Below are 22,034 nucleotides of genomic sequence, written 5' to 3' on the forward strand. Positions count from 1 at the left end.
TTAATTTCTCATTATCCATCACCGCGGATATTTTTTTTCGTCTGCCGCGGCAGACTCTTATTTTGGCTTATCTTTGAGGCGTTACAAAACAAAAAACGATTACATGGAGCAACAAGCACCCTACAAGTCAAAAAACAACATCCGAATTGTTACTGCAGCATCTTTATTTGATGGACATGATGCAGCAATCAATATCATGCGTCGTATCATTCAATCTACTGGTTGTGAAGTGATTCACTTAGGTCATGACCGTTCTGTGGAAGAAGTTGTGGATACTGCAATTCAAGAGGATGCGCAAGCAATTGCAATGACATCTTACCAAGGTGGGCATACAGAGTATTTTAAATACATGCATGATTTATTGAAGGAAAAGGGAGCTCCACATATCAAAATTTTCGGAGGAGGAGGAGGAACTATTCTCCTTTCTGAGATTGAAGAATTACAAAATTACGGAATCACACGCTTGTATCATCCGGATGATGGCCGTTCATTGGGTTTACAAGGAATGATCAATGATTTGGTGGAGCGTTCGGATTATCCAGTTGGAGATGTATTGAACGGCGAAATCAATCATTTGGCTGAAAAGCACGTTCCTTCGATTGCTCGATTGATTTCTGCTGCAGAAAATTATCCAGAGATGGCTGCTCCAATTATGGAACAAGTACATCAAATTGCTGCAAAGAATGATGTTCCTGTTTTAGGAATTACAGGAACAGGTGGGTCTGGAAAATCATCGTTGGTAGATGAGTTGGTTCGCAGATTTTTGATGGACTTCACGGACAAGCAAATTGCAGTCGTTTCAGTTGATCCATCGAAAAGAAAAACAGGTGGAGCATTATTGGGAGATAGAATCCGAATGAACGCGATAAAAAATAGCCGTGTTTATATGCGTTCATTGGCAACACGTCAATCGAATTTAGCCTTATCGAAACACGTTGCTGAAGCCATTCAAATTTTAAAAGCAGCGAACTACGATTTGATTATTCTGGAAACTTCTGGAATTGGTCAATCCGATACGGAAATATTAGATCACTCAGATGTGTCATTGTATGTAATGACTCCAGAATATGGAGCGGCAACACAATTGGAAAAAATCGATATGTTGGACTTTGCAGATGTTATTGCATTGAATAAGTTTGACAAAAGAGGAGCTTTGGATGCTTTGAGAGATGTGCGTAAGCAATACCAACGCAACCACAATCTTTGGGAGCAACAAGTAGATTCAATGCCTGTTTTTGGTACAATTGCTTCCCAGTTCAACGATCCAGGAATGAATACTTTGTATAAAGTAATCATGGATAAGGTGAAAGAAAAAACACAAGCGCCATTGGAGTCTAAGTTTGAAATCACCAAAGAAATGTCTGAAAAGATCTTTGTGATTCCACCAGATAGAACGCGCTACCTTTCTGAGATTTCTGAAAATAACCGCGGATTTGATAAGTGGGTTGACAAACAAGTGGAAGTTGCTGAAAGGTTATATGGATTGACAAAATCGATTGAAACAATCGCAGCTAGTTCCATGGAAGATAAAGATCGCTTAGTAAAAGGCGTTCAAGAGGCTTTAGAAAACGAAAAACGAAATTTAGATCCACACAATTGGGATATCATACAAAAATGGGAAGCTAAAAAAGCGACCTATAAAGCTCCTGAATTTATCTTCAAGGTGCGCGATAAGGAATTGAGAATGGCAACTCATACAGAGTCATTGTCTCATTCGCAAATTCCAAAAGTAGCTTTGCCGAAGTACAAGTCTTGGGGAGATATTTTACGTTGGTCATTGCAAGAAAATGTTCCCGGAGAATTTCCATACACATCTGGATTATTCCCTTTCAAAAGAGAAGGAGAAGATCCAACACGTATGTTTGCGGGTGAAGGTGGCCCAGAAAGAACTAATCGTCGTTTCCATTACGTGAGTTTGGGAATGCCTGCAAAACGACTTTCTACGGCATTTGACTCCGTTACTTTATATGGAAATGATCCAGATTTACGTCCAGATATCTACGGAAAAGTAGGTAATTCTGGAGTCTCTATTTGCTGTTTGGATGATGCGAAAAAGTTGTATTCAGGATTTGATTTATCGCATCCTGCTACATCTGTTTCCATGACAATCAACGGACCAGCTCCCATGTTGCTCGGATTCTTTATGAATGCCGCAATTGATCAGAATTGTGAGAAATATATCAAAGCAAACGATTTAGAGAAAGATGTTGAAGCTAAAATTAAAGCGATTTATGCTTCGAAAGGAATTTCGAGACCTAGTTATCAAGGACCACTTCCAGAAGGAAATGATGGTTTAGGTTTGTTCTTGTTAGGTGTAACAGGAGATCAGGTACTTCCTGCAGATGTTTATAACGAAATTAAGGTGGAAACCTTGAAACAAGTTAGAGGAACGGTTCAGGCGGATATTTTGAAAGAAGATCAGGCTCAGAACACGTGTATTTTCTCTACCGAATTTGCATTGCGTTTGATGGGGGATGTGCAGCAATACTTTATTGAAAAACAAGTACGCAATTTCTATTCTGTTTCTATTTCTGGTTATCATATTGCAGAAGCAGGAGCAAATCCGATTACACAGTTGGCATTTACTTTGGCAAACGGATTCACCTATGTGGAATACTATTTGAGCCGTGGAATGGATATCAATGATTTTGGACCAAACTTATCGTTCTTCTTTTCCAATGGAATTGATCCAGAATATGCTGTGATCGGTCGTGTTGCAAGAAGGATTTGGGCGAAAGCATTGTCTAAAAAGTATGCAGCGAATCCACGTGCACAAATGTTGAAGTACCATATTCAAACTTCTGGGCGTTCATTGCATGCTCAGGAAATCGATTTCAATGATATTCGTACCACTTTGCAAGCATTGTATGCGATTTATGATAACTGTAACTCATTGCACACAAATGCTTATGATGAAGCAATTACAACTCCTACAGAAGAATCTGTAAGAAGAGCAATGGCTATTCAGTTAATCATTAACCGTGAGTTGGGATTAGCAAAAAATGAGAATCCATTACAAGGTTCATTTATCATTGAAGAATTGACTGATTTGGTGGAAGAAGCGGTATTGACTGAATTCGATCGCATCACAGAGCGAGGGGGAGTTTTAGGAGCAATGGAAACGATGTACCAGCGTTCAAAAATTCAAGAGGAATCCTTGTATTATGAAACCTTGAAACACAATGGCGAATTTCCAATTATTGGAGTGAATACATTCTTGAGTTCGAAAGGATCTCCAACAGTTGAGCCGAAAGAAGTCATTCGTGCTTCAGAAGAGGAAAAAGAGTATCAAATTACCATGTTGGGAATTCTTCATTCGAATCACAAAGATAAATTGGATGAAATGTTGAATGAACTTCAAATCTCAGCAATCCAAAATAAGAATCTATTTGAGCAATTAATGGAGGTTTGTAAATATGCTTCTTTGGGACAAATTACAAAATCATTATTTGAAGTTGGAGGACAATATCGAAGAAATATGTGATTTCTGATATTTTGTCTCTTTAAAATTAGAGAGATTATTGAATGAAAAACGGTTCTAAATTATATTCATTGGTAAAACAATGATTGATAGCATGATAATGTGAAAAGCTGAATTCGGACTCCGAATTCAGCTTTTTTTGTTTAAAATCGATTTTTTAGAAAATTATTTTCAATTATTTTCATTGTTATTTTTCGTGACATTTTTGTTGAATTTCTTTAAAAATGACTTTTTGATGATTATTTTGGAATATTGATCGATTATTTTTTTAGCTAAAAAAACATTCAAAATTTGCTCTTATTTTTAACATTTCAGTTATAGTTTATTACAGTTTATTTCATTTATATTTAACTGACTTTACAACAATAGAACTATTATTATGAATTTACTACTCAAGGGGATTCTCTCCCTCATTTTACTCCAGTTTTGTTTTCTTTCCTATGGACAGACTATTACACAAGAGTTAACTCCTGAGCAAATCGCAAGTCGTGTAGGATATGTGCACGGAAGTCAATTTGTTCAGAATTATCCTGATCTCGTAACTGTATACGGTAAAGTGATGACTGAGCGTATTGAATACCAAATGATTGCTCAGGATCAGTATGAGAAATACCCCCTGTTATCTTCATTTCCCCTAATGGCAAAAGTTAACCCTTCGATTCAGGGAGCAAATTTTGAAAACTTCAATGTAGCAAGCTTTAATCCTATGGCATACAATATTGATTTCTTTTCAGATAAAACGCAGGTTATTCGTATTGATAATACCAATTATATCATGGTAATCCGTCCAAATAAATTTAACTAAGCCATGAGAAATAGTACATCAATTCTTCGCAAAGTAAGTGTTATAGGTTTACTAATGACTTTAAACATTCATTTAAGCTGGTCACAAACCATTACAATGTCTAATGGAAGTACTGCTACATGCAGTGCTACCTTCTTAGATCCCGGGGGAAATAGCGATTACGCTATTAATCAGGATATCACAATGACTATTTGTCCGTCTACAGCTGGTGCTAAATTAAAAATTGTCTTTTCTACATTTGCTACTGAATCATGTTGTGATAATTTGAGGATATATGATGGTAATTCAATTGCAGCACCATTAGTAGGTACTTACGCGGGAACTACTTTGCCTCCAACGTTTACCGCTTCAGCTACCAATGCAACTGGATGTTTGACATTTGTTTTTCATTCGGATGTTTCGATAGTTAATACGGGGTGGGTTGCAACCTTGTCTTGTATACCACCGCCTTGTCAAACAATCACTTCAAATTGGGTAAGCTCTAATGAAGCTCCTGAAGGTGATGGAGTTATTCGGATTTGTCAGGGACAAAGCATCAATTTAGTGGGAAGTGGAACATTCGGTACTTCAGGAACAGGTGCAACTTATTCCTGGAGTATGGGTAACGGAGTGACAGTTGCTGGTGCTAATATCAATTACACCTATCCTGCCGTAGGAAGTTATTTGGCTAATTTAATTGTAACAGATGCTAATGGTTGTACAAATACGAACTCCATTAACCGGAATATCCAGGTGTCAACGACACCGACGATCAGTACGTCTGCAACTCCTTCTACCTTGTGTACGAATCAAACTTCGGCTTTGGCCGCAACGGTAACAATGAATCCTTTTACGGTAAACTGTACGCCTCCTGTTTCAGGAACCACTTTCTTGCCCGATGGATCTGGAGTTTCGTATACCACTTCCATTACAACGAATTGCTACAGCCCAACAGCGACTGTTACCTCGACATCTGATATAATAAATGTTTGCTTAACAATGGAGCATTCTTATTTAGGAGATTTGGATTTTAGAATAATTTGTCCAAATGGACAAAGTGTAAGTTTGAAGGATTATACACAAGGTGGTTCAAATACTTTCCTTGGAAATCCCATTGATGATGATTTGATTCTCGGGCCTGGTACTGGAACACAATATTGTTTCACCCCAGGAGCAACTACCTTTTTAGTAAGTGGAACCACTACTCCTGTTACACTTCCATCAGCAGGTAACTCTTTGGTTGCTGGAAATTATATGCCTTTCCAACCATTTTCAAATTTGATTGGTTGTCCGTTGAATGGAAATTGGACTATTGAAGTTACTGACCATATTGGTTCTGATAATGGGTATATTTTTAATTGGGATGTCAATTTCAATGCAACTCTTTTATCTGCATCGTCATATACACCAACCATTGCTTCCCAAGGCTGGGTTGCAGCTACAACGCTTTCAAATACAAGTGCAACAACTGCAAACGTAACTCCAACCAATCAAGGAACGCCTTGTTTCACTTACAGCGTAACAGATAACTTCGGTTGTACTTACACCGCTCCGCAATGTATTACGGTGAATTGCGGTGCTTCTTTGCCAATCGGTTTGGTGAGTTTTGATGCAGATGCAGTTAATAATAATTCCGTAAATCTGAACTGGGAAACAAGCTCAGAGCAAAACAATGATTATTTCGTGATCGAAAGATCTGTGAGTGGTGCTGATGGCTGGGAAGAAATTGCGATCGTAGATGGAGCAGGAAATTCTGAATCAGTAAAAGATTATTCAGCGGTGGATCAGATGCCATTGAACGGAGTTTCTTATTACCGGTTGAAGCAAATAGATTTTGACGGGCAGCAACGTGTTCATGAAATGGAATCAGTTTATATTGATGTTGCAGGAGTCAGTGATCTGGTTATTTTCCCAAATCCTGCTACGGATTTGGTAACTCTCAAAGGAGACATCGTTTCACTGAGTACTTTTCAATTGTTGAATGCGATGGGTCAAGATATTCGCGTGAATGTAACATCATTCAAACAAGGTGACGGAACATTGGTATTGGATATTTCTTCTTTGAGATCGGGTGTTTACATTGTTAAAAATGGTTCTAAAGTTTATTCTTTAGTCAAACAATAAGAGAAAGCACTGCTTTCGATATACGTCAGCCACAGCTGACAATAACTAAATTGAAGCCTTCATCAACCGATGGAGGCTTTTTTGTTGCGAAAAATATCGGATCGGTCTTTTTTGTTTTGATAACATTTGAATGTCTTTCAACTGAAATATATTCCCTATTTTGGGATAAATATTGAGAAAATGAAGAACGTATTCAGAATACTGGTTGGTTTATTAGCGATTGGAGCTGTATCCTCTTGTGGAGAAAAAGAAGCCGAAAAAGTCAAAGTGGATGTAGCCGAGAAGACACCAGATTACAAAGCGTATGATTTGGTGCAAAATCTAAAAATTGTCAAAGATTTACAAGAAGTTGCGCTCTCTAAAAATCAGAAAATTTCATTACAATTGAGAAAAGATTTATTGAATGGGAGTAATGGTTATTACTGGTTTCAGGTTGTTCAGGAAATTGGACCAACCAAATTGGTCAAGCTTAACGTGAAGGTGCGTGAAACGACTTTTAAAGTAACTATTTTGGATGATAATAATGGAGCTGATTTAACCCCGGAAGAGTATGCGAAGAAATATCCAGTGAAGAAAAATTAAACGCGGTCTAAAACGTATTTAATTAAATCATTCATTTCTTGTTCATATCCTTTGCTAAATTCCATTAAAGGCCTGTTGGCTATTCCTAGACAAATAGTCACGCATTGATGTCCCATTGCTTTTCCGAGTGAGAATAATGCCGAGCTTTCCATTTCAAAATTGATTACACGGTGTTGGTCTACTTCGAATTGTTCTAGTTTTTCATTAATGTCTTGGGTTCTTGTTCCTAAACGAAGTGATCGTCCTTGAGGTGCATAAAATCCTGAACTAGTAACGGTAATTCCTGAATAGGTTTGAGGTCCTTCAAGGATCTTTAATAGGCTAGGAGAGCTCTCTGAACAATAAGGCGTTATTTCTTCAGGAAATCCAACGAATGTGTCTAAAAGTTTGGCTATCGACTTCTCTTGTGTGTTGAATTCAATCGGGTAGAAGTGTGCAACATTGTCAATTCCAATAGCATGTGTCGATAACAAATAACTGTGAACAGGAATATCCGCTTGAAGAATTCCGCAAGTTCCTATGCGAATCAAATTCAGAGATGTTGTCGTTTTTTTGTCTTGACGATTTGTTAAATCTATGTTTACCAATGCGTCTAATTCATTGATAACGATATCGATATTGTCTGTGCCAATTCCTGTCGACAAAGCAGTGATTTGCTTTCCTTTGTAAGTTCCTGTGTGGCAAACAAACTCTCGGTGTTTGGATTGATGCGTAATTTTATCGAAAAAACTGGAAATAAGAGCAACACGATCTTGATCTCCTACAAGTAAAATTGTTGGGGCAATGTTTTCAGGGGAAATGCCTAAATGATAAACATTCCCTTTCGAATCTAATACAAGTTCTGATGCAGGATACTTCATAATAATTCAAAATTCAAAAGGTAACTGAGTCAGCTACGACGGAAAGGTACCTTTTAAATTCTTCATTTTCAATTATTTTTTGATGCTTCCAAAAACTTTAGAAAGCAAATCTGTAACGCGTGCTGCAGGATCTTTACGAATTTTATTTTCTTCTTTTTCGACCATTTGAAACAAGCCTGAAATTGCTCTCTCAGTGACGTATTGATTCAAATCTGGATTGATTTTTTGTCCACCTGTTAAGCTCATAGCACTGTTGTATTTCGTAATGAGTGGATTCCAGTATTCCGTTAATTTCACTTTAGAAATTGCTTCTTTTACTTTTGGAGAAAATACTTCAACCAATTTGGTTGTTGTGTTGTCTTTCAAAAATTTGGTTGCAGCGCCTTCTCCTCCATTTAAAATACTGAATCCATCGGAAATACTCATTCCAAGAATAGCGTCTTTAAAAATAGGTAATGCTTCTTTTGTTGCTTCCTCAGCTGCTCTGTTTAGAGTAGTCTCAAACTTTTCAACCTGAGTTCCTAAGCCCCAATCCATTGCTTTTTCTTTCACTTTGATTGCATCTTGAGGAAATGGCAAGCGAATGGCATCATTTTTTAAGAATCCGTCCGTTACTGACGTTAAATTCACAGAGTTTTGAATCCCAACAGTCAAAGCTTCTTTTAAACCAGAAATGACTTCTCCATTTGTTAGTGCAGGAGCAGTTGTACTTCCTGTTCCGGTATTTAGGGTGCTAGCAGCTTCTTTTATCGTATCGCAACCTGCTAAACTGATAATAAGGCTACCACTTGCTAAGATTGTTGTGAATTTTCTCATGGAATATTTTTTATGTTCAAACTTAAGAATAATTTTGTCCATAGCTCAAAAATAGTACCATGATTAATGTTGAAATTATTTCCATTGGAGATGAACTCCTTATCGGACAAACAATTAATACAAATGCTTCGTGGATGGGGGTGCAATTAGCTATTCAAGGGATCAAGGTTGCGAACGTTGTAACAATCTCCGATACTTGGGATGCAATCTCGCATGCATTGAAGGTTTCTCAGGAAAGAAGTCAGGTTGTTTTAATCACTGGTGGGCTTGGTCCAACGAAAGATGATATTACCAAACAAGTACTTTGCGATTTTTTCAATACGAAATTGGTGTTGAATCAAGATGTGTTAGAGCATGTTGAGTCTTTTTTTATAAAAAGAAATAGACCCATGTTGGAAGTAAATAAAATGCAAGCAATGATTCCGGAAGCTTGTGAAGTGTTGTTTAATGAGCAAGGAACAGCTCCTGGGATGTGGTTCGAAAATTCAGATACAATTTTTGTTTCAATGCCTGGTGTGCCTTATGAAATGAAGTATTTGTTTGAAACACATGTGATTCCAAGATTGACTAACCGGTTTCCTGTAAAAAAGCTCATTCAAAAAACCTATTTGACACAAGGTATTGGAGAGTCTTTTTTAGCTGAACGATTAATTGATTGGGAAAATGAATTGCGAGCAGAAGGACTTGATTTAGCTTATTTACCTTCTCCAGGAATGGTTAAATTGAGAGTTAGTTCGAGCTCTGGAAATTTGAATCGAGTTGCTTTTTATGGAAATCAATTGAATGAAATGATTCCAACACATCTGTATGGTGAAGAAGAGGAAACATTGCCTGAGGTTGTTGGGAAGTTATTATTGAAAAATGGACAGACAATTGGTGCGGTAGAAAGTTGTACAGGAGGAAATATTCTAGCTAGTTTAACAAGCGTTTCTGGATCTTCAGGATATGTTTTGGGAGGATTTGTAACTTACAGTAATGAGTTGAAGATAAAGCTTTCGAAGGTGAAGTCAGAAACTTTGACTAATTTTGGTGCGGTTTCAGAGGAAGTTGTCCTTGAAATGGCTACAGGAGGAAAGAGCGAATTAGGGGTCGATTGGTCCATTTCTGTTTCTGGAGTTGCTGGTCCATTAGGAGGAAGTGAAGACAAGCCAGTAGGTACAGTTTGGATTGCAATTGATGGTCCAATAAGAAAGATTTCTAGAAAATTTCTTTTCGGTACAGATAGACAAAGAACCGTTCAAATGACTGTGCTAACTGCTTTAAATATGTTGCGTTGCGAAATTTTAGGAATAAATATTGAAAAAAAGCACGATTAATATTGCTTATTTGTTGGAAAATACTTTTCTTTGCACCCGCTTTTAGAATTAGGAAAAAAATAATATACAATGTCACGAGTTTGTCAATTAACAGGAAAGTCGGTAATGGTAGGGAATAATGTTTCTCACTCAAACCGCAAAACCAAACGCAAGTTTTACCCAAACTTGTTAACCAAAAAGTTCTACGTTCCAGAGGACGATATGTATGTTACATTAAAGATCTCTGCATCTGCGTTAAGAACAATTAATAAGAAAGGTATTTCTGCGTGTATGAAAGAAGCACGTGAAAAAGGGTATTTGAAATAATCCTGATTCGGTCACGAAAGTGATTAATCATAAAGAATAAAAAAATGGCTAAGAAAGCAAAAGGAAATAGAATCCAGGTTATTTTAGAGTGTACAGAGCACAAAGAAACTGGAATGGCGGGAACTTCTCGTTATATCACGATGAAGAATCGTAAAAACACGCCAGATCGTTTGGAGATTAAGAAATTTAATCCAGTATTGAAGCGTTATACCCTTCATAAAGAAATTAAGTAAGAAGAAAAAGCATTGCTTTTGATTTGATTGTCGTCTCTGACGAAATAAATTTCAAATTAAAACAAGCATAAAACTAATAAGTCATGGCAAAGAAAGTAGTAGCATCCCTACAAAAAGGTGGAGGAAAAGAGCATACGAAAGTAATCAAGATGGTTAAGTCTGATAAAGGTTCTTTCACATTTAAAGAAGAAATTGTTCACAACGATAAAGTAAAAGACTTTTTTACAAAAGCCTAATTCTTTAAAAGTTGTAAACTCGATATTGTTTTAAAACCTCTCTGCCACAGCAGAGAGGTTTTTTTATTGTATTTTTGAACTATGGCATTATTTGGTTGGTTTTCGAAAGAAAATAAAGAAACACTTGATAAAGGACTCGAAAAAACTAAAGAAAGTTTTTTTGGTAAATTAACTCGTTCATTAGTTGGTAAATCCCGAGTTGATGATGAGGTACTGGATGAGTTGGAAGAAATTCTAATCAGTTCGGATGTGGGAGTAAATACCACTTTGAAAATTATTGATCGCATTAACGAACGTGTTTCGAAAGATAAATACGTAGGAACCGATGAACTAAATAAAGTTCTCAAAGAAGAAATTGCGAATCTCTTATCTGAAAATGATAGCGATGGACCAAGTGAATACACAATTCCTGCCCATAATGGTAATCCCCATGTAATTATGGTTGTTGGAGTAAATGGGGTAGGTAAGACTACTTCAATCGGTAAATTAGCAAATCAATTTAAAAAATCAGGAAAGAAAGTAGTGCTAGGTGCTGCAGATACTTTTCGAGCTGCGGCCGTTGACCAATTAATTATTTGGTCCGAACGAGTTGGTGTTCCAATTGTACATCAAGGAATGGGGGCTGATCCAGCTTCTGTAGCATTCGATGCATTAAGTTCTGCTAAAGCACAAGGAGCGGATGTTGTAATCATAGATACAGCAGGAAGGTTACATAATAAGGTCAATTTAATGAACGAGCTTTCTAAAATAAAACGGGTGATGGAAAAGGTTATTCCTGATGCACCACACGAAATTTTATTGGTATTGGATGGTTCTACTGGTCAAAATGCTTATGAACAAGCTAAACAGTTTGCCTTAGCCACCTCTTTAACGGGACTAATCATTACAAAGTTAGATGGAACTGCTAAAGGTGGTGTTGTCATCGGGATTTCTGATCAAATGAGCATTCCTGTGCGTTTTATTGGTGTTGGTGAGGGGATAGAAGATTTGCAAGTTTTTCATAAAGAGGAATTTGTTTCGTCTATTTTTGGCTAATAATTGAACGTCAAACATTTAAACTAGCTATTTACTAATTGTGAACTAATCATTTAATTGACTGAAGTATATTTGTTGTACTTATAGCACAATGAATCAAATTCCAATTAATAAAACGTATGCAATAATTTCCTACTGTACTCTTATTGGGTGGATTGTAGCTATTATTCAGGCTTCGTCTAAAGAAGAAAACGTTAAGCATTTCACCGCATTTCACTTAAGACAAATGCTTTTATTGATGTTGATTGGAGCTGCTATAAGCATTATTTCAACTATTTTATTTTTTATCCCAGTTATTGGAATAATTGGGATTAATATTCTGTCCTTAATTTTGTTTTTGATTTGGTTGATGTTGATTGTATCAGCTGTCAGAGGCGAAAAGAGATATATTCCACTGGTAGGTGAGTCTGGTGAAAAGATGCTCGGAGATATGTTTGAATAGATTGATTTATAGGTTGTTTTTTTATTTTCCAAAATGATTTTAGCTTTTCTTTTTCAGGAGTTATTAGAGTTACCTTCTATTTCCTAAATTTGATGTAAAGATTCAAACAAGCATGCAGAAACTAAAAATCAATGGCCATGGGCATATTTTACCTGAACCTTCGGAAATTCCAAGATTCATGCGTGAGAAAAAATTATTTTGGATTGATGACGATAAAAAGTTCATGAGACAAGATGATTGGGCTAGACCAATTACTGATCCTAGTTTCTTTTTTGATGATAAGATTGAATGGATGGAAAGGCATGCAATTGATCATGGTGTGATGTTGAATCTTTCTCAAGTTTATTGCAATGGCTGGTCCAAACAAGATTCTTACGATGCAATTAGATGGCAAAATGATTTCAATGCAAGTGTACAAGAACGCCGACCAGATAAATTCACCAGCGGGTTTGTTGTGCAACCACTTCATTTGGATGATGCTTTAAATGAAATGAGACGTTCTGTTGAAGATTTGAAAATGACGGTTTTGTGTTTGCCTACTCATTTCTTAAATAAAAAAAATGAATGGTTGTCTGTTGTCGATGAATCAACTCTGCCCATTTTTGATTTAGCTAACGAGTATAATCTAGCGATTGAAATTCATCCATATGATGGAGAGAAGATGGTTGCGTTGAAAGATATTTATTGGCGTTTTCATTTGGTGTGGATGATGGCACAAACTGCTGATACCCTACACATGTACTCGCTATTGGATTTTGTCAATAAATACCCAAATATTAGAACTTGTTTTGCGCATGGTTGTATGTTAGGTCAGGCAAATTATGGTAGAAGATTGCAAGGTTTTGATGGAAGACCTGATTTGTTTACAGAAACGCGTGATCCACGAGCAAGTTTAGGGCATCCCAATTTGTTTTTTGATACGTTGGTTCACGATTCTTACACGTTGCAATTACTGAAAATACGCGTTGGTTCTTCTCAAATTGTTTCAGGATTGGATGATCCTTATCCTTTAGGTGAAATGGAAGGCGTTGCAAATTCTTATCCAGGAAGAGTAATTGACTTTGCAGTTCAAGTGGGGATTCTCGAGCAAAAAGAATCAGATGCTATATGGTATGATAATGTATTGCGCTGGTTAGGGAAAACGTCCATTTAATCCTCAATAATGCTAAGAATATTCTTTCTTTTATGTTTTGTTTTTACTCAAATAACAGATTGCTTCTCACAAGCTGAACCTGATTCTGTTGGCCGTAATCGATTTGTTGAAATTGGGAGGTTTATTAAAAATAGAAAGCAAGAATTTGGATTTCACGAACAAATAATCCCCGCTAAAAATGGTGAAGAGGAGGTTAAAGTATCTAAAACGGTTGGAATAGGAAAAACAGATGTTGTCAATTTTGTGATCAATCTAAATCGAATTCCTTCTATTGATTCCATTCAATTTTCGGCCCATTCTAATCCGCTGGAAGTTATCCGAATTTCCGATTCAAAATGTTTGATTCAATTAAAAGCTTCGAATAAAGATTATCAAGTTCAGGCGAGATACAGGAATCAATTAATTGGAGTTCTGGATGTATCTGTTCTACCTGTGCTGGAACAAGAAATTCGAATTGTTCCATTGGTGCCAATTGTAATCAATTCGGATAGTCTTGAAGAGGTATTGAATAATCAATTTCGAGGGGCAAATGTTCATTTCAACATAACCGTCGAGAAATTATTTAAGATAGATGAGTTCGATAAAACCAAATTGTTCGAAAATCCAAGCGCAAGTAGACTGAAGTATACCGATCAAATGCGAAATATTCGGGATACCTATTTAATCGAAAATAAACCGTCGAATTCATTACTTTTCTTCGTCGTGCCAGGATTTGTAAATCAGCAAATGAAAGGTTTTATGGTCAAGAATAAAGCATTGGGTTTTTTGGCTGATAATCAGAATGCAAATTTATTAGCTGAAGCTTTGACGAAAGAGTATTTGGAAGGATTTGTCAATATTCCTTTTGCAAAAGAAAAAAGAATCAATGATTGGAAACTTATTTTATCACAACAAGACTGGATTCGAGTCAATAATAATCCAGGAGTTTATTCATTAGTAGATGATTATGAGGATGTTGTGACGAATAATGGTTTAATCGCGTACTATTTATTTGAACAAACAGAAGACGGAACAATTCTGATTAAGAATGCCAATTTTTTAGCTTCGGTTATTCGTCCAATGAAAAAAAACACATATTCCTACCATCTCCAAATTGATAATTTTTTATTCAAAACCATTTTTCGAATCAAATCGAGACCATTCAATAGCCTCCATCTCTTAAGTGTAATCATATCTTTTGTTGGGTTGATTTATGGGTTCAGAAAATTAAGGGCATTCTTAAAATCGAAATTGAAAAAACCGCGTTTAGTTTCATTCCTTTCACGTTTTATTCAATGGTCTGGAATAATTGTTATTTCCTATGTTTTAATTAAAGTGGTTGACTTAGGATATTCTTGGTTCGAAGTTAATGACGGAATCATCAAATCCTATAATGGATTAAAGGAGAAAGAAGTAATTGATTTGTTGTTCTCCAATAATCATCCTTCCAAATTAGAAGAAAAGCAGATAGGTTCGGAACTAATTATAAAACGAAAAGATAATTATTTTCTCTACGAACGCAAGAAAGTACTCTATTTTAAAATGAATATTGGGAAAGATAATCTTCCAATGAAACTTCGATTGATATCCAGTTCTGATTCCTTAAAAACGAATCTTTTGCCAGAACCAATTGTTGCAAAAAGTCACTACATGGTTGTGAAGATTTATTCACCGAAAGGAAAATGGCTACGAGACCAAGTTTATAATCATTTAGGTGTTGATTTGACCCAAAAATTGGAATTGGAAGATCCACCCAAACGCATTTTAATTTTTGTGAATGGCTATCGACCAACATCTTTAGGAAGTTCATTTGAGGAGAATTTCAAAGATATTCGTTCCAATGGGTTAGAGTTTCCCAATTCGTTGAATCGTTTGTTTACTGAAGACCGCTATTCTTATTGGCATCCTTGGAAGCAAATTGATGATGCATTCAAAATGAGAATCAATCCAACGGAATATTACTATGCAGATGGGCATCATTCCGTGGCAACTTCTAATCACAGAAGTTTAATCAATTTTAGTACTAATTCAAGCATTTATCCAAAAAGATGTGCAGATAATAAAAATCATATTTGCTACACGACTAGTACCGTTGGTTCTCGATTTTTCGGATCAAAACAGGCTAAGACACTTAAGCTGTTGGCAACAAAATCAAATAAAAAAGGATTTAAAATTAGAGAAAACGGTGGGCGTATTGCGGGGCGAAATTTAGTTCAAATGCTGAATGAATTACCGAATACATCCAAGAATGATACCTTGTATATTGTTGCACACAGTATGGGGTTTGCGTATGCACAAGGATTGATCAACGAAGTAAGAGGTAAAATCAATTTTGGATCATACTATATTTTAGCTCCAGAAAACGCATCTGCAGGAACAGTTAACTTAAAAGAATGGAATCAGGTTTGGCAATATGGCAGTAACCTCTATAAATCCAACCAAGATGCGCCTTGTTTGCAAGATGGGGTAGCCCCACAGTCATCTGTGAAAGGTTTGAACGAAGAACGACGAATTTATATTCCCAAAAAACTGTTCAAAAATAAAGGATACTTTGATTCTCATTTCATTGGTTTGTATACCTGGGTTTTAATGATTCCAACTGAAAAAAAAGGACATATCCGACAGAGGTAATTAAGATACCTTTTTTGTGGTATTGCAAAATCATTGAATAGACCGCAATTTTGCTATTTAGAATTATTCTATTTAACATGTTGTTGTCACTTGATAGTCGTACTCAATTAATCAGCTTAGGATTCAAGGAATTATTGAGTATTCTTTTTGACGATATTACCGTGGAATGGCATACTGGAAATCCTATTCACGCTGCGAACTCCACGAAAGACCAAAAAATTGTAGTTTATAATTTTCACGATAATTTTTCAGAGATAGAGCAAGATTTACTAGCGAATCAAGAGGATTCAGGAAGTATTAAAGTGATTTTGATTGTTGGAGGTGATGTTTCTAATTTACACACATTGGTTACAAATGGTATTTCTGGGTTCATTGATATGAATGCTTCTGTTAAAGAGTTAAAGGATGCCTTCCAAAAGATATTACACAATCAAAATTATTATTGCGAGTTGGTTTGGAATAAAATCTTGAATCAAGATGAAGAACCAAGTTCTCCAACCCAATTTAATCTAACAAGACGCGAAATTGAAATTGTTGAATCGCTGTTGAACGGTAAGTCGACGCTGGAAATAAGTGTTGAGTTGGGATTAAGTCCGCATACCGTTCAAACACATAGAAAAAATTGCTTTAAAAAATTAAAAGTGAAGTCTTTATCTGAACTTCTCTTATTTGAAATGGAAAATCAGGTGTTCAAAAATAGAAATACCTTCTAGAGGGTAGTTTTTTCCGCTGATTTTGGTGATTGTGGAAAATTAGTTTACAGGGTAGATTTGCAATTAGTTATTTAGAAATAATATAAATAGTAAAAGATAAATAAAACAATATGAAAAAAATATTACTCAGCGCGGCAGCACTTATTTCTTTGTCAAATGTTATGGCACAAGGACCAGTTATAACTGATACTGTAATTACAGGGGTAGGATATGCAAACAACATTTGGTATAGTTTGCAAAATGATGAAACTGGAACTGCAGTTTCTTCAAACTGGGATATCGCATTGGCTTCTTCTGCAAGTCAAAATTCTCCGTTAACTGCTACAATCTTATTTAACTACAAAGTAGGTACTTTATATGCGATTCCGAATGCTACACCTGCAAATTCATTTGATACATTGGCAACAGTAAATTTTGGTGCGTTAACAGAATTAAAAAATAACGATTCAACTTGGGCTGAAGGTGCATTGAACCGTGCAGCAGGACCAGGACAGTTTGATTATGGTTTTGGAACTTACAACATGACTACTCATAATGTAGATGCTAGCCGTATTTTTGTTGTGAAATATGCAGATAATTCAGTAAAGAAATTTTATGTCAACTTACTTTCTGTACAAGGTAAATATGAGATTTTTTCTGCTGATTTAGGGAATGCTACGACAGTCACTACACAAAATTTGTTGCTTACTCCATATGGATCTAAAAACTTCGTTTATTACAAAATCAATACAAATACAGTTGTAGATCGTGAGCCTGCTTCAGCTAATTGGGATTTCACATTCTTGCAATATCCAGCAGCAATTTCTCCAGGGTCACAATATGGATCTTTTGGTATCTTAAACAATGTGGGAGTTCAAGCGGTAAAAGTTTCTCCAGTTGATCCTGCAACTTATGAGGATTATCAATCTCAAACTTTCAGTAATTTGACAAATGCAATTGGATACAACTGGAAGAATGCACAAGCACAACCAGTAGCAACAGTTCCTACAGATGTAGTTTACTTTGTGAAAGTTGCTAATGGAAATATCTGGAAAGTGGTATTTACGAAATTTACAACAGGTTCAGGGGCTAATAGCAATATGAACGTTTTCACAAAACAAAACTTGACAACGCTTTCTGTTGGTGATGAAGATGCATCTACTTTCATTTCAGTTTATCCTAACCCTGCAAACACTATTGCAACGGTTGTGATTGATTCGAAAGCAAATACAACGGTTAAAGTTTTGAGTATGGCAGGACAAGTAGTTTCTGAAAACACAACTACTTCAACTGGTTTGCAAACAATCAACGTTTCTACTGAAAACTTGAATAACGGAGTTTACTTAGTTGAAGTTTCTAACGGAGCTGCAACAACAACTCAACGTTTGGTTGTACAACACTAATCTTTTGATTAAAATTAAAATATAGATGAAAAAAGTTGGTTTTTTATTTCTTGCTCTCTTATCTCTGACAACTGCTTGTAATTCAGGTTCGAAATCAGAAGAAGAGAAAGCGAAACTTTCGAAAGAAAAAGTAGAAGAGAAACGAATCGTTTCTTTGAACGGATCGGTTACAGAAATCATTTACGCAGTGGATTCCCAAAAGGAACTCATTGGCGTTGATGTAACTAGTACATTTCCTGCAGCAGCAGAAAAGTTGACAAATTTAGGTCACGTACGTAAATTGGCAATTGAAAGTTTATTGGCCTTGAATCCTTCTCATGTTGTTATGCTTGAGGATGAGGTTTCTCCAGATTTAAAATCAAAATTGAAACAAGCTAAAATTGAGTTGGTAACTTTTAAACACCCCAATAGTTTGGAAGAATCCAAATCATTGGTGAAAGAAGTGGCATCTTGGTTGGGTAAATCAGATAAAGCAACTGAAATTGTTTCTAAAATTGATTCTGATATCAAAAACATCTCTAAGCTTGACAAAAAGCCAAAGGTATTGTTTGTATATGCTAGAGGTGCTGGAACCTTAATGGTTGCAGGGGAGCAAACACCACTTGAAAAAATGATTGTTTTAGCTGGTGGTGAAAACGCTGGAAAAGGATTTACAGATTTCAAACCTTTAACAAGTGAATCAGTGATTGCTGCAAATCCGGATGTGATTTTGATGTTTACTTCTGGTGCACAAAGTTTAGGACCTGATGGAATTTTTAATGTTCCTGGTGTGTCTTCAACAAACGCTGGAAAAAACAAAGCATTGATTCAAATGGATGGTCAGTTATTGAGTGGATTTGGTCCGCGTGTAGCTGATGCAATTGTTGAATTGAATAAAGAATTTAAGAAAGTTAAATAGTTCAAATGTTCAAATGTTCAAATGTTCAAAATTGGAACTTTTTGAACTTCTTTGAACCTTGAACTTTTTGAAACAAAAAGTTATATGTCAAGACAACGAATAATTGGTCTTTCTTTAGTTGTACTAGTGATAGTTTGCTTTGTTGTGAACTTATCAGTAGGCAATGTGAGTGTTCCAATTTCTCATGTCTTTGGTAGTTTGATTGAAAAAATTGGAATACAAACCAATTTAAAAATAACAGAAATCGAATACAATGTAGTTTACAATATTCGTTTTCCGAGAGCGGTTTATTCCTGTCTAATTGGTGCAGGATTAGCCGTCTCGGGTGCTGCATTGCAAGGAATTTTTAGAAACCCTTTGGTTGATTCCGCCTTAATTGGAATTTCAACGGGAGCCTCCTTGTTTGCATCACTTTTCATATTATTCAGTGGATTAGTCCCTTGGTTGATTATTTTCAACGAGGGATTTTCCCTTTCTATGGTGGCCTTCTTCGGAGCATCAATCGTAGCATTTATCGTGTACCGATTGTCATTGAGTAATGGAGAAATCAATTCGTTAACGCTCATCTTGGCAGGAATCGCTTTGAATGCTCTAACGGCTGCTTTAACAGGTTTGTTGACTTATTTTGCTACGGATGATGAATTGCGCGATTTGACATTTTGGACACTTGGTAGTTTGGGATCTGCGAATAATGATTCCGTTTTACTCTTGCTTATTTTCACAATCGTTCCGATGAGTATTATTTTTTTTCAAGCAAAAAGTTTGAATGTACTTGCTCTTGGAGAAAGTAATGCAAAATACATGGGATATAAAGTGAAAACAATCAAGTTGTTAGTTATTATTTGTTCCACATGTATGGTTGGTTCAGCTGTTTCTATGGCAGGTGTAATCGGATTTATTGGGCTAGTTGTTCCACATATTATTCGCATTTTAGCTGGGCCGAATCATCAATTTCTACTGCCTTTCAGCGCTTTATTTGGGGCAATTCTTCTTTCTTGTGCAGATATGATTTCAAGAACGATTCTCCCTCCAACAGAAGTGCCAATTGGAATTATTACAGCTTTAATGGGAACTCCAGTTTTCATTGCAATAATTTTCAAACATAAACGCAAGTTTTCGGTGTGATAGAAGCAAAACAAATATCATTTGGAGTAAAAGGGAAGCAAATTCTGCAACCGGTTGATTTTACAACCGATAAAGAGGAATTTGTAGTCATTTTAGGACCAAATGGTGCAGGAAAAAGCACTTTGGTGAAATTACTCTCTAGCGGATTGAAACAAAGTTCGGGAACTATTTCTTATTACGGAAAAGACTTGAACGAATGGACTTTGGACAATTTGTCCAAATACCGCGCATACATGCACCAAGAGAGTATGATTGCATCTAACTTTACCGTGCGTGAAGTATTGGAAATGGCACGTTACCGTTATCCAGAAACAAAAAATCAGTTCAATAAATTCATCATGGATAAAATTGTGACCGAATTAAACCTGCACTCTTTTTTAGAAATGGAGTTTAATTTTCTTTCTGGAGGTGAAAAACAACGTGTTCAGTTTGGAAGAGTTTTATTGCAACTAGAAAGTGAAGGTGAAATTCAACCAATCAAATACTTATTCTTGGATGAGCCATTAAATAATTTGGATGTTCGTTATCAAATTGAATTGTTGAAATACGCACGTAAGTTTGTAGACGATAAGCGTGGAAGCGTAATCGTGGTAATGCATGATATCAATCTATGTTATCAATACGCCGACCGTGTTTTGTTGATGCAAAAAGGAAAAGTGATTATGGATGGAAGGGTCGATGAAGTGATGAATCCACAGATTTTAAGTGAAACCTATCAAATAGAATTGGAGCAAATTCAAGCACTTGATGGGGAAGTGTTTTATAGACATGTATCTTATTCCTCGAATTTATTAGATAAAAGTCAGCTGTAGCTGACGATAATTGAGCTGCGTTAGCAAATCAATAAAAGAAAAAAATAATCTGAATATACAGATTCAATACAAATTAAATACAAAACAATGGAAACAACTTTATCATTAAAAGAAGCTTTCGCTCAATTGAAAGAAAGCGAACCAAAATTGAGAATCAGAGAATATGCAAAGCGTTTGAATGCTTCCGAAGCAGAATTAGTTGCTTTGGGTGTTGGAACAACTGCTGTTCGTTTACGTCCAGATTTTGTGGCTATTCTTGGTGAATTGGAATCATTGGGTTATGTAATGGCTTTGTCTAGAAATGATGAAGTAGTTCATGAGCGCAAAGGAATTTATGAGAACTTTAGTACAACTCCTCATGCTTCTCTTTTTGTTGGAAAAGACATCGATTTACGTATTTTTCCAAGTGCTTGGGCATACGCATTTGCAGTAACTGAAGGAGAAGATAAACCTCGTAAAAGCTTGCAGTTTTTTACAACTGATGGTATTGCTACTCACAAAGTTTATTTGGAATCAAAAAGCAATATGGAAGCTTACGATACTTTGGTTGCGAAGTACAAAGATGAAAATCAGTCGAGTGAATTGGAAATTGGTGCATTGTTGCCTTTGGAATCAACAGAATTGCCTGATAGCGAAATCGATGTGAAATCGTTCCAAGAATCTTGGATTAACCTAAAAGATACGCATGAATTTTTCGGATTGTTGAAGAAACACAAATTGACAAGAACACAAGCTTTGCGTTTGGCTCCATCTGAAACTCATGCTAAGAAAATCGACAATAAAGCATTACGTAGAGCATTGGAATTGGCTGCCAAAGAGCACGTTTCAATCATGGTTTTTGTTGGAAATGCAGGAATGATTCAAATTCATACAGGCGAGGTGAAAAATATCGTTGAGCACGGTCCTTGGATTAATGTATTAGATCCAATGTTCAATTTGCATGCAAGAGAAGATGGAATTGCTCAATCTTGGATCGTTCGCAAACCTACTGAAGATGGAATCGTTACTTCATTGGAATTGTTCAGTGAGAAAAACGAATTAGTTTGTACGCTTTTCGGGGCACGTAAACCGGGGATTCCTGAGTTGGAATCTTGGAGAAAATTGGTCGAACAATTATAAAATTAAA

20 protein-coding genes are annotated in these 22,034 nt (G+C 36.1%); 18 read left to right on the forward strand and 2 right to left on the reverse strand.

Features of this window, described 5'->3' with window-relative positions; genetic code table 11:
- Nucleotides 1–103: 103 nt before the first annotated feature.
- The 4 genes from FLUTA_RS13510 (at nt 104) to FLUTA_RS13525 (ending at nt 6,971) form a co-directional block, all read left to right on the forward strand.
- The gene (locus FLUTA_RS13510; RefSeq protein ID WP_013687440.1) at nt 104–3,484 is read left to right on the forward strand and encodes a methylmalonyl-CoA mutase family protein; all 3,381 of its coding nucleotides are present in this window, start codon (nt 104–106) and stop codon (nt 3,482–3,484) included.
- A 376-nt stretch (nt 3,485–3,860) separates the two neighbouring features.
- A complete protein-coding gene (locus tag FLUTA_RS13515) occupies nt 3,861–4,286 on the forward strand; it encodes a hypothetical protein (RefSeq protein WP_013687441.1) in 426 nt (141 codons plus the stop codon).
- A 3-nt stretch (nt 4,287–4,289) separates the two neighbouring features.
- Nucleotides 4,290–6,389: a PKD domain-containing protein gene (locus FLUTA_RS13520; protein WP_013687442.1), complete on the forward strand. Its 2,100-nt coding sequence runs from the start codon at nt 4,290–4,292 to the stop codon at nt 6,387–6,389.
- A gap of 180 nt (nt 6,390–6,569) precedes the next feature.
- Entirely contained in the window at nt 6,570–6,971 is a 402-nt protein-coding gene (locus FLUTA_RS13525; RefSeq protein ID WP_013687443.1) for a hypothetical protein, read from the forward strand.
- On the opposite strand, the gene FLUTA_RS13530 is transcribed toward FLUTA_RS13525, so the two are convergent.
- Together FLUTA_RS13530 and FLUTA_RS13535 are read right to left on the reverse strand one after the other, a co-directional pair.
- Nucleotides 6,968–7,831 (reverse strand): nucleoside phosphorylase, encoded by an 864-nt coding sequence (locus tag FLUTA_RS13530; RefSeq protein ID WP_013687444.1) that lies wholly within the window; start codon nt 7,829–7,831, stop codon nt 6,968–6,970. The two genes, FLUTA_RS13525 and FLUTA_RS13530, sit on opposite strands and share 4 nt — an antisense overlap.
- Nucleotides 7,832–7,903: 72 nt before the next feature.
- Complete coding sequence (locus FLUTA_RS13535) at nt 7,904–8,647, reverse strand: DUF4197 domain-containing protein (protein ID WP_013687445.1); 744 nt, start codon at nt 8,645–8,647, stop codon at nt 7,904–7,906.
- A 59-nt stretch (nt 8,648–8,706) separates the two neighbouring features.
- Between FLUTA_RS13535 and FLUTA_RS13540 the strand changes: the two genes are divergently transcribed.
- From FLUTA_RS13540 to FLUTA_RS13600, 14 genes are all read left to right on the forward strand, one after another.
- Nucleotides 8,707–9,963 carry a competence/damage-inducible protein A gene (locus FLUTA_RS13540; RefSeq protein ID WP_013687446.1) on the forward strand — a complete coding sequence of 419 codons (1,257 nt, stop codon included), beginning with the start codon at nt 8,707–8,709 and terminating at the stop codon, nt 9,961–9,963.
- Between the two features lie 69 nt (nt 9,964–10,032).
- Nucleotides 10,033–10,269, forward strand: coding sequence for a 50S ribosomal protein L28 (rpmB, locus tag FLUTA_RS13545; RefSeq protein WP_013687447.1), 237 nt, complete (start codon nt 10,033–10,035; stop codon nt 10,267–10,269).
- A 44-nt stretch (nt 10,270–10,313) separates the two neighbouring features.
- Nucleotides 10,314–10,502 (forward strand): 50S ribosomal protein L33, encoded by a 189-nt coding sequence (gene rpmG, locus FLUTA_RS13550; protein WP_013687448.1) that lies wholly within the window; start codon nt 10,314–10,316, stop codon nt 10,500–10,502.
- Between the two features lie 83 nt (nt 10,503–10,585).
- A complete protein-coding gene (locus FLUTA_RS21180) occupies nt 10,586–10,738 on the forward strand; it encodes a DUF4295 domain-containing protein (RefSeq protein WP_013687449.1) in 153 nt (50 codons plus the stop codon).
- Between the two features lie 81 nt (nt 10,739–10,819).
- Entirely contained in the window at nt 10,820–11,773 is a 954-nt protein-coding gene (ftsY, locus tag FLUTA_RS13555; protein WP_013687450.1) for a signal recognition particle-docking protein FtsY, read from the forward strand.
- A 91-nt stretch (nt 11,774–11,864) separates the two neighbouring features.
- Nucleotides 11,865–12,215 (forward strand): DUF4870 domain-containing protein, encoded by a 351-nt coding sequence (locus tag FLUTA_RS13560; protein WP_013687451.1) that lies wholly within the window; start codon nt 11,865–11,867, stop codon nt 12,213–12,215.
- 112 nt (nt 12,216–12,327) lie between these two features.
- Entirely contained in the window at nt 12,328–13,368 is a 1,041-nt protein-coding gene (locus FLUTA_RS13565) for an amidohydrolase family protein (protein WP_013687452.1), read from the forward strand.
- A gap of 9 nt (nt 13,369–13,377) precedes the next feature.
- Nucleotides 13,378–15,978: a hypothetical protein gene (locus FLUTA_RS13570; RefSeq protein ID WP_013687453.1), complete on the forward strand. Its 2,601-nt coding sequence runs from the start codon at nt 13,378–13,380 to the stop codon at nt 15,976–15,978.
- Between the two features lie 77 nt (nt 15,979–16,055).
- Nucleotides 16,056–16,691 (forward strand): LuxR C-terminal-related transcriptional regulator, encoded by a 636-nt coding sequence (locus tag FLUTA_RS13575; protein WP_013687454.1) that lies wholly within the window; start codon nt 16,056–16,058, stop codon nt 16,689–16,691.
- Nucleotides 16,692–16,801: 110 nt separating this feature from the next.
- Nucleotides 16,802–18,073: a T9SS type A sorting domain-containing protein gene (locus tag FLUTA_RS13580; RefSeq protein ID WP_013687455.1), complete on the forward strand. Its 1,272-nt coding sequence runs from the start codon at nt 16,802–16,804 to the stop codon at nt 18,071–18,073.
- A gap of 25 nt (nt 18,074–18,098) precedes the next feature.
- Nucleotides 18,099–18,971, forward strand: a complete 873-nt coding sequence (locus FLUTA_RS13585) for a heme/hemin ABC transporter substrate-binding protein (protein WP_013687456.1) — start codon at nt 18,099–18,101, stop codon at nt 18,969–18,971.
- Nucleotides 18,972–19,055: 84 nt separating this feature from the next.
- Entirely contained in the window at nt 19,056–20,096 is a 1,041-nt protein-coding gene (locus FLUTA_RS13590; RefSeq protein ID WP_013687457.1) for a FecCD family ABC transporter permease, read from the forward strand.
- Nucleotides 20,093–20,908 carry an ATP-binding cassette domain-containing protein gene (locus FLUTA_RS13595; RefSeq protein WP_013687458.1) on the forward strand — a complete coding sequence of 272 codons (816 nt, stop codon included), beginning with the start codon at nt 20,093–20,095 and terminating at the stop codon, nt 20,906–20,908. The genes FLUTA_RS13590 and FLUTA_RS13595 overlap by 4 nt, the downstream gene beginning before the upstream one ends.
- A gap of 87 nt (nt 20,909–20,995) precedes the next feature.
- A complete protein-coding gene (locus FLUTA_RS13600; protein WP_013687459.1) occupies nt 20,996–22,027 on the forward strand; it encodes a hemin-degrading factor in 1,032 nt (343 codons plus the stop codon).
- Nucleotides 22,028–22,034: the final 7 nt, after the last annotated feature.

The sequence above is a fragment of the Fluviicola taffensis DSM 16823 genome (genome assembly GCF_000194605.1).
GTDB lineage: Bacteria > Bacteroidota > Bacteroidia > Flavobacteriales_D > Crocinitomicaceae > Fluviicola > Fluviicola taffensis.

Coding starts and splice junctions, on each gene's coding strand:
- FLUTA_RS13510 (WP_013687440.1), top strand. CDS start 104: ATGGAGCAACAAGCACCCTACAAGTCAAAAAACAACATCCGAATTGTT.
- FLUTA_RS13515 (WP_013687441.1), top strand. CDS start 3,861: ATGAATTTACTACTCAAGGGGATTCTCTCCCTCATTTTACTCCAGTTT.
- FLUTA_RS13520 (WP_013687442.1), top strand. CDS start 4,290: ATGAGAAATAGTACATCAATTCTTCGCAAAGTAAGTGTTATAGGTTTA.
- FLUTA_RS13525 (WP_013687443.1), top strand. CDS start 6,570: ATGAAGAACGTATTCAGAATACTGGTTGGTTTATTAGCGATTGGAGCT.
- FLUTA_RS13530 (WP_013687444.1), bottom strand. CDS start 7,831: ATGAAGTATCCTGCATCAGAACTTGTATTAGATTCGAAAGGGAATGTT.
- FLUTA_RS13535 (WP_013687445.1), bottom strand. CDS start 8,647: ATGAGAAAATTCACAACAATCTTAGCAAGTGGTAGCCTTATTATCAGT.
- FLUTA_RS13540 (WP_013687446.1), top strand. CDS start 8,707: ATGATTAATGTTGAAATTATTTCCATTGGAGATGAACTCCTTATCGGA.
- rpmB (WP_013687447.1), top strand. CDS start 10,033: ATGTCACGAGTTTGTCAATTAACAGGAAAGTCGGTAATGGTAGGGAAT.
- rpmG (WP_013687448.1), top strand. CDS start 10,314: ATGGCTAAGAAAGCAAAAGGAAATAGAATCCAGGTTATTTTAGAGTGT.
- FLUTA_RS21180 (WP_013687449.1), top strand. CDS start 10,586: ATGGCAAAGAAAGTAGTAGCATCCCTACAAAAAGGTGGAGGAAAAGAG.
- ftsY (WP_013687450.1), top strand. CDS start 10,820: ATGGCATTATTTGGTTGGTTTTCGAAAGAAAATAAAGAAACACTTGAT.
- FLUTA_RS13560 (WP_013687451.1), top strand. CDS start 11,865: ATGAATCAAATTCCAATTAATAAAACGTATGCAATAATTTCCTACTGT.
- FLUTA_RS13565 (WP_013687452.1), top strand. CDS start 12,328: ATGCAGAAACTAAAAATCAATGGCCATGGGCATATTTTACCTGAACCT.
- FLUTA_RS13570 (WP_013687453.1), top strand. CDS start 13,378: ATGCTAAGAATATTCTTTCTTTTATGTTTTGTTTTTACTCAAATAACA.
- FLUTA_RS13575 (WP_013687454.1), top strand. CDS start 16,056: ATGTTGTTGTCACTTGATAGTCGTACTCAATTAATCAGCTTAGGATTC.
- FLUTA_RS13580 (WP_013687455.1), top strand. CDS start 16,802: ATGAAAAAAATATTACTCAGCGCGGCAGCACTTATTTCTTTGTCAAAT.
- FLUTA_RS13585 (WP_013687456.1), top strand. CDS start 18,099: ATGAAAAAAGTTGGTTTTTTATTTCTTGCTCTCTTATCTCTGACAACT.
- FLUTA_RS13590 (WP_013687457.1), top strand. CDS start 19,056: ATGTCAAGACAACGAATAATTGGTCTTTCTTTAGTTGTACTAGTGATA.
- FLUTA_RS13600 (WP_013687459.1), top strand. CDS start 20,996: ATGGAAACAACTTTATCATTAAAAGAAGCTTTCGCTCAATTGAAAGAA.